The 2,220-nt window shown below is 43.0% G+C and carries 3 protein-coding genes and 1 pseudogene; 1 reads left to right on the top strand and 3 read right to left on the bottom strand.

Features of this window, described 5'->3' with window-relative positions:
* The 3 genes and pseudogenes from BGK46_RS00510 to BGK46_RS17285 form a co-directional block, all read right to left on the bottom strand.
* The coding region (locus BGK46_RS00510) for a type II toxin-antitoxin system mRNA interferase toxin, RelE/StbE family (RefSeq protein WP_069586514.1) at positions 1-239 on the bottom strand (239 nt) is incomplete at its 3' end.
* A complete protein-coding gene (locus BGK46_RS00505; RefSeq protein WP_069586513.1) occupies positions 239-520 on the bottom strand; it encodes a type II toxin-antitoxin system RelB/DinJ family antitoxin in 282 nt (93 codons plus the stop codon). The genes BGK46_RS00510 and BGK46_RS00505, both read right to left, overlap by 1 nt.
* 274 nt (positions 521-794) lie before the next feature.
* Positions 795-902: pseudogene (locus BGK46_RS17285) on the bottom strand (IS110 family transposase); the annotation flags it as partial.
* A 153-nt stretch (positions 903-1,055) separates the two neighbouring features.
* On the opposite strand from BGK46_RS17285, the gene BGK46_RS00500 reads away from it, so the two are divergent.
* The gene (locus BGK46_RS00500) at positions 1,056-1,334 is read left to right on the top strand and encodes a hypothetical protein (RefSeq protein WP_069586512.1); all 279 of its coding nucleotides are present in this window, start codon (positions 1,056-1,058) and stop codon (positions 1,332-1,334) included.
* The last annotated feature ends 886 nt before the right edge of the window (positions 1,335-2,220 follow it).

Here is a 2,220-nt window from a genome sequence, read left to right as displayed (position 1 = left end):
GATTTGATCAACAACGCCCCCTCGACCCAGTAAGAGACAATCATCGAAATCTCAGGAATAATGAGCAATCGTCCGCGGATGCTATCTCGTTGTACGCCCATTAAAGGTTGTTCAAGCAAGTTTTCTACTTTTGCTTCAATGAGGCTGTCAGTTTTTTCCGCCACCTCAGGGTTGAAGTCATAGAGAAACTCAAAGATCTTTTCACGATCGTTAAGTGACGCTTCTTCCCATAAAATCATTACTTGCCTCGATTACGGATTCTGGCTTTACGCTCTTCCATTCGAGATTGAGCAGCTTGGTGCTCAACGAAAACGGATTTTCCTGAGTCAAACTTCTCAAACGCTAGGTTTACTTGTTCAGTTAACCACGCATCGTGAGATAATGTTTTTCTTTGTTGTTCAGCGAGTTGCTCAGTAAGTTCACGGCAAGCATCACTCAGTGTGCGCCCTTGGCTCTCAGCCATTTGTTGTGCTAGGCGTTTTGTTTCTTCATCAACACGAAATTGAATTCTAGTGTCCATGATGTGTTCCTTTGCTGTTGTGTGTACAAATGTTAGCACTCGGACTTGAGATGGGCAACTAACACCTATGAGCCCTTCTCCGGTCAATAGGCAATAGCATTTTTTTTGGCTGCGCAGCAGGCAATGTTCTCGAACAACAAAATGGTATACTTCGTTCTGTTATTTCCGCCATTAAGTCATTGATTATGGCAAACACATAGAGAAGGTCTGTTACTGCGACTCACCGCTGCTTGCCGTGACAGGGCCATTAGACATTACCTCCCGTTTCCACTCAGGAGCGTGAGAACGAGTTATGGAAAATGATTTTTACGTGGTCATCCACCGCGTGAAGAGAAAAGTGGTGCTTGGCGAGATCAACGCCACCAAAGAATTGAGTAGACATGCTTACCTCCGGTATTAACGGCCGCACCTAAGTGTGGCAGATCTTCAAGAGGGGGGAATACATGTCATTCGTTAGGCGACATGAGATAAACGATAGGGTATTGATAGTATCTTGGCGTGAATCTAGCTTCAGTTAATAGAAAGGAGTGGATTAATGAATGGTAAAGCATTTGATAATTGGAAAAAATCGCGAAAGAAAGGGTGTTTAAATTGGCTTTTCAGAACGACTTTCGTCACAGCCATTTTGTACATGATTTTTAATGTTATTTTCCTTTATCCATCTTCTGATGCGGCAAGCATTACGATTTTCTTATCGGATAATGCTCTTAATTACTCAATTTACACGATCGGGATGTTTTTCGCATTTTGGGTTATTTGGCTATACAATGAATCTTCGTATAAGAAAGAAGTTAAACGTAGAAATGTCGCCTAACACCTATGAGCCCTTAGCCGGTCAATAGGTAATAGCATTTTTTGGCTGTGCCAGCAGCCAATGCTCTCGAACAACAAAGTCGTCTACTTCGTTCTATCCTTTCCGCCATTAAGTCATTGCTTACATCAAGCACATATAGAGGGCCTCTTACTGCGACTCACCGCTGCTTGCCGTGACAGGGCCATTAGACATTACTTCCCGTTCCCACTTAGGAGCGTGAGAACGAGTTAAATCACGCTATCTCGGCTTATCAAATCTCAAATAACCGTTCTATTGCGAACATCATTATGGCGGTTTATTTTAGCCTTGCGGCGGCGAATCGATAGGACGATACATTCACACTAAAAATAGTGGAGATCACATAACGATTTTTCTCGTCACATGCAGAAGACTATGTTATGAAAAACGTGTTACCAAGAGCCAGATTTTGTCGATGCTGAGGTCAGCGTCCTGTTGCTAACCTTATACTCGTTAGGGTGGCATGGATGCATCACGGATAAATATGAAACTGGTGGCGGTAAATATAGAACAATGATGACCTAATGGTACTAGGCGGCATGACTCTCCAATGATATTGGAGCGTACTGTCAAACCCTCTACGTTTAACGTTGTTTAAAAATAGGAGGGTGACTCATTAACATGGCGTTGTTGATCAAATCATTCACCTAACGCACTGATCCCAATGGGGTTGCCCCCATCAATCAACTCGGTAACTAACAGGCATACCAAGTCTTATGGGCGTTGTTTCCTAAATCATTGAACTTATCCACTAGCGGCGATCAGATCATCATCATCAACGCCTCCGAAGAACGGCGTTGTTGATCAAATCTTCGCCACAGCATGAACAAAACACACACTAAGACAATAACAACAACACAAGACACAT

Source organism: Salinivibrio sp. SS2 (genome assembly GCF_001722075.1).
GTDB lineage: Bacteria > Pseudomonadota > Gammaproteobacteria > Enterobacterales > Vibrionaceae > Salinivibrio > Salinivibrio proteolyticus.
Note: the sequence above shows the minus strand (reverse complement) of the source record. Positions and strands in the feature narration are given on the sequence as shown.

Excerpts from the sequence above, each read along its gene's own strand:
- BGK46_RS00500 (WP_069586512.1), top strand. The coding sequence starts at position 1,056 with ATGAATGGTAAAGCATTTGATAATTGGAAAAAATCGCGAAAGAAAGGG.
- BGK46_RS00505 (WP_069586513.1), bottom strand. The coding sequence starts at position 520 with ATGGACACTAGAATTCAATTTCGTGTTGATGAAGAAACAAAACGCCTA.